Annotated in this window: 6 protein-coding genes; 5 read left to right on the plus strand and 1 reads right to left on the minus strand. The window is 36.7% G+C overall.

The genetic code is table 11. The features are described 5' to 3' along the window. The first annotated feature begins 180 nt into the window (after window positions 1-180). From mvk to QVB70_RS12195, 4 genes are all read left to right on the plus strand, one after another. Entirely contained in the window at window positions 181-1200 is a 1020-nt protein-coding gene (gene mvk, locus QVB70_RS12180) for a mevalonate kinase (RefSeq protein ID WP_287586614.1), read from the plus strand. Between the two features lie 195 nt (window positions 1201-1395). After that, window positions 1396-2757, plus strand: coding sequence for a chloride channel protein (locus QVB70_RS12185; protein ID WP_287586616.1), 1362 nt, complete (start codon window positions 1396-1398; stop codon window positions 2755-2757). A gap of 91 nt (window positions 2758-2848) precedes the next feature. After that, window positions 2849-3475 carry a TrkA family potassium uptake protein gene (locus QVB70_RS12190; RefSeq protein WP_287586617.1) on the plus strand — a complete coding sequence of 209 codons (627 nt, stop codon included), beginning with the start codon at window positions 2849-2851 and terminating at the stop codon, window positions 3473-3475. A 196-nt stretch (window positions 3476-3671) separates the two neighbouring features. Further along, the gene (locus QVB70_RS12195; protein WP_287586618.1) at window positions 3672-3941 is read left to right on the plus strand and encodes a hypothetical protein; all 270 of its coding nucleotides are present in this window, start codon (window positions 3672-3674) and stop codon (window positions 3939-3941) included. On the opposite strand, the gene QVB70_RS12200 is transcribed toward QVB70_RS12195, so the two are convergent. Continuing rightward, window positions 3938-4579, minus strand: a complete 642-nt coding sequence (locus QVB70_RS12200) for a DUF116 domain-containing protein (RefSeq protein ID WP_287586621.1) — start codon at window positions 4577-4579, stop codon at window positions 3938-3940. The two genes, QVB70_RS12195 and QVB70_RS12200, sit on opposite strands and share 4 nt — an antisense overlap. A 327-nt stretch (window positions 4580-4906) precedes the next feature. Between QVB70_RS12200 and QVB70_RS12205 the strand changes: the two genes are divergently transcribed. Further along, window positions 4907-5306: YkgJ family cysteine cluster protein (locus QVB70_RS12205; RefSeq protein ID WP_287586623.1), on the plus strand; the 400-nt coding region annotated here is incomplete at its 3' end.

Genomic DNA, 5306 nt, shown 5'->3' on the forward strand with positions numbered 1-5306 from the left:
GGGCACAGTAGGGCAGGGACTGTCCGATTTAAAGCCTGTGTTAAGCCGATACCTGTTAACGGTATGGTTGGAGACGCCGCAGGTCGTCTGTGAAGCAGGAAGCCATTCAACTTGTTGGATGGTAGTTCACAAAGGTACTCTATTATAAAACCTCACATAAACTCTAGAGTTGTGATTATCGTGATAACTAGTTCTACACCTGGCAAGACACATTTAATCGGTGAACATGCTGTTGTATATGGAGAACCCGCAATTATTATTTCTGTTGGAAAGCGTGCTTATATTTCTGCTGAGAAATCGGAGAGTGTGAAAATCTATGCACAGGACATTAATCAAAGTGGAGAGTTTTCTATTTCAGAATTGAAAGAGTTTGCAGAAAAACTTCAACAACTGTGGGATAACTGCTTTGAAACCAAGGATTTCGCTCCACTTTACTCTCTCTTAAAAAATGAACATCTAGGTCACATAAAAGCTATGATCGCTAAGACTATGGCAGAACTCGATATTAATACTCCTTTTAGGCTGAAAATATATTCAGAAATTCCAATAGGATCTGGATTAGGATCTTCGGCAGCTTTAAGTGTTGCAGTTCCAAAAGCGCTTTCAGAACTCTTTAGAAAAAATCTGACGTTGGAGGAAATAAATCAAATTGCCTATAAAATAGAAAGCCTTGCTCATGGAACACCAAGCGGGGGCGATAATTCGATTTGTTGTTACGGCGGTGCGCTTTGGTTCAAAAAAGGAACTCCAAATGTAATCGAGCCGTTACATTTAGACTTTACAATGAAAAACTTTGTTTTAGTGTTTACAGGTATTCCCAAGTTGACTACTGGAGAACTTGTTTCTAACGTACGCTCTTTAGATCCTGAATATAGAGACATGCGTATAAAACAGCTAGGTGCGTATACTTATGAAATGAGGGATTGTTTGACTGAACAAAATTTCACGAGAATAAAAGAATTGATGAATTTGGCACAAGAACTGCTTGCAGAACTGGGTGTGTCTATTGAAGCAATTGATGAAATTCATAACGCAGTAAAGTCTATAGGCGGTGGGGCGAAATTATCTGGTGCCGGTGGAGGCGGTTATATGGTTTGTTATCATGAAGATCTGCAATTACTCAAAAAATTCATAAAGGAATTAGGATACGTGCCCGAACAAGTCGAATTAGGTGTTGAAGGAGTGCGGGTCGAAAAATAAACTTTGAGCGATATCTGTTGCTGATAAGTTATGGTTTTGTTGTAGTTTAACGAGGTCCTATTTACTTGATGTTTATATACTCTTGTTTTTTATATCTCTTATTAATTGTATTTTGTAATGTTTCGTGAAGTACGATTAGTCATTTCTTAATCTCAAAAATGTAAATCATTTGCCTTTACTTGGAGATGTGCATTCATGCGACATAAACTTGTAACTTTCCTAAAAGAGCATAAATATCCATTAATTGAAATCAAAGATCTTGCCATAAGAATTTTAAAATGGCTGGTATTAGCTAGTATTATTGGTTTTTCTGTTGGTCTAGTTACGGTACTTTTCCAAATTGGCTTAGTTGAAGCCATCTCAAATCTTACCTCGATAAAATTAATATGGCTACTTTTTTTTCTTCCTCCCTTAGGATTGTTTCTTAGTGGACTTTTGACAGGATACATCGCACCAGAAGCGAGAGGTCATGGAACAGATGCCATTATTGGGGCTTATCACGAACAGACAATAACTCGACTTAGAGTTATCTTCGCAAAACTTATTGCGAGTATAATTACCATCGCTTTTGGTGGCTCAGCAGGACGCGAAGGTCCAGCGATCCAAATGGGGGGTGGAGTCAGTACGAATACAGGGAAAGCAATGGGTGTCAGTTTTGCTGATAGGAAAATCCTTACCCTATGTGGTATGAGCGCTGCGTTTTCAAGCGTTTTTATTTCTCCTCTTTCAGGCGCGCTTTTCTCATGTGAAGTTGTGTTTAGAGATGACATCGAATATCATGGTTTACTCCCTGCAGCAGTTTCAAGTATTGTCGGTTTCCTTACGTATCAAGCGCTACTTCCAGAACAATTAAGTGAGGAATTGATCTTTGTGAGGATTCCAGCGTATACTTTTGAGCCATTCCATATTCTTTATTTTTTGGTGTTAGCAGTATGCTGCGGCCTTGTAGGTTTTTTGCATATCAAAGTTTTATATTTTCTTGATGAACTATTTTTAAAGTGGGATCGTCCCGAATATATGAGAACTATGGTAGGTGGTGTATTAACAAGCCTTATAGCCTTAGCGTTGTGTATAGCAAGTATACTCCTCAATCTCGATTTTTCTGAGGGCTTTCGTATTTATGGCCTTGGCTGGAGTACCGTGAACTTACTAATAGACTCTCCATTTTTTTTCCCGCTCCTATTCTTGATATTCTTGTTAATTGCAAAAATGTTAGCCACAGCATCTACCATTGGTTCTGGTGGGTCAGGAGGTATTGTCTCTCCATCTCTATTTATCGGTGCGATTCTAGGTCTAATAATTGGTCTTATGTTGAATTTTAATCCTCAGGTTATGGCTATTATAGGTGCTGTATGCCTTTTCGCTGCTATTGCACATATTCCCATCACTGGAGCCCTCCTGTGTGGTGAATTATTTAGTTTTCAATATGTGATTCCTGCTATCCTCGTAGGTGTTATAGGCTCATGGATTGCTTCAGAGGACAGCATTTACAGAAGTACTCTCATTAGCAGAAGAAAACCTTTAAAAGTCGCTCATAAATATCGCATAATCAAGTGATTCTCATAGAAAACAATTTAGGATTTGATGGGCTGAGAAAGGAGTTACAACTGATATAACCACATTAGACAATGGAGGGTCTGAAATTAAGGTGTTAATAGTTGGAGGAGGGAGAGTTGGAGAAGAAACTGCTAAATTACTCACAGAAGGAAAAAAGCATAAAGTAACTCTCATAGATTGCGATTTAGGACGTTGTGAAGCTCTCTCTGAGGGTCTGGGACACGAAATATTTTGCGGCGATGGAACGTTGCCTCATACTCTAGAAGAGGTAGGTGTACAAGACACACAATTTTTTTTAGCGTTAGCTGATGACGATAAAACTAACGTTTTATGTGCAATGTTAGCACAGTCGTATAATGTTCCCTCCATTTATGCACGAATAAAAGATCCCAAGTGGATTGAAGCGTGTGAGCGACTTGGCATTGATGTTATCGATCCTGCACAAATAATGGCCTATAATATTGATGCAAGGATTAGAGGTGATACCTTTCTAGAATTTCTTGAGGAAGTTACCCGGGATGCTGACTTTAAAATGATTCGAATATCTCCTGATACAAAAAAAGAGCAGAATATCGTTGGTTTTGAAAAAAAACGCCATATTCATGTTATTGGAATACTGAGAAAAGGTACTTTTATTGTACCTACCACTGAAGAAAAAATTAAACCAAATGACACGGTAGCCTATATGACCCGGCGAAAAAACCTGCATCTTTTCTAATGACCAATCATTATTTAGCAAATTTTTCTTTTTATTTCAGAAATTTTTTGATATCATGATGGAATATTTGCTTTTTCTTTGAAAGTAAAGACGAAAAGGTCGCCTTTCAAATAGCTGGATTACAAATATTTCCCTTAGATCATTATTGTACTTCTACAAACGAAAAACAATATAATAGAAATCTCTCTTATTTATAATGGCATATAATATTGATGCACGCATTCGAGGAAATACTTTTCTTAAGTTTTTAGAGGAAATGACCAAAGATGCAGAATTTAAAATGATTAGAATACATTCCGATTCGTCAAATGAACAAAATATCATGGATTTTGAAAGGAAACGGCACCTTCATGTTGTTGGAGTTATGAGAAGTGGTGCTTTTATCGTGCCTACTCCAGAAACGTCACTAAAGCCAAATGATACAGTAGCTTGTTTAAACAAGAAAAAGGGTTTACATCTTTTTTAATTAGTATCTTTTTTTGTATGTGTTCCTTCTTTTGTTTCATTGTGTTCTTCTAAAATGGATGAATCGATCGCTTTAACACACTTTTCTACCTGTTTGAAATTCACATCAGTATTATAGCAACCTTCTTTCGTCAAAAGTACACTTTGCGTAACTACTCCATGTTTTTCACAGACAAGATTACCTAAAAAAACCTCTTTATTACATGCGACTCCAATTACGGCTTTTGGATTGAACTCTGCAAATATCTTCTCGATTACTGATCCTCCTCTGACGATGAACAGCGCCGCATATCCTAACTCTTTAGCAAGGTTTTTTATTCTACTAATTCCGCATCTTCCACAGTCTACACATTTGTATCCCCATTCATCTTGTTTAGCCTCACAATCGGGATTTCGAAGACATTGGGGGAAAAGGATTATTCTTTCGTTGTAGGGTGTAGAGAGAAATGTGTCTTTATATGCTTCATTCTTCATTTGATTAAAAAGAGCTAAGATTTCCGTTTCATCTACTCCAAATCTAGTAGCCAGTTTTTCTAAACTAATAGTTAGTACTTGCGCCTGTTTTTGTTGGCTTAGCTTTCGCAGAAACCCCATAAGTATTGTATTCTTTGATGGATTTCCTTTCGAATCCTCGCTCATTAATTTCCCAGCTCTCTATTTGTACAAATGCGTTTGCAGAAGTCTATGTTATAATTCAATAGATAATTAATTGAAAAATCTTCCCTTAGATTCAACAAAGTTTGCCAGAAACACATCTTTGACTTCACTTTTTTGTTTTACGCAGAATATCTTGCATGTTAACATTTTTTTCTTTTCAAGATTATTTAATTTTTGAATTTCGCTAAACTTTAGTTTCCATCGATCATTTAATTGCATAAATCGTAAAAGCATTTAACTAGTTAGTATTTTTCATAATTCTATACGAAATCTTTGTATGAATGAAGTTCATTTTAAGATGTGGATATCTTGTCCGAGGCTCCAAAATTCATATTCGAGTGCCAAAAGACTGGCAGATGTTGTTATTTAAGAGATCCTATCAAAATATACGATATCGACTTAGCTCGATGGTGGACCGATGGATCGTTTGGTACTGTTTTTCCTCATTTAAAACTTCATCTAACAGAGGCTCTAGTCCCAAATGAAATAAAAATAGAGAAGACAATCCTTCAGGAAAATGAAAAAAGGCCTGATGAAGACAAATTTGATTCAGTCTGTCCATTATTAAACCGTGATACAAAAGAATGCACTATTTATTCAACACGTCCCATTACGTGTAAAGCTTTTCCGTTAGGATACAATGGAGAGAAATTTATTATTCGGGATTTACAATGTCCTGCCATCGATAAAGGTATTATGACCACTGAAC

The organism is Candidatus Borrarchaeum sp., assembly GCF_019058535.1.
GTDB classification, from domain to species: Archaea; Asgardarchaeota; Sifarchaeia; order Borrarchaeales; family Borrarchaeaceae; genus Borrarchaeum; species Borrarchaeum weybense.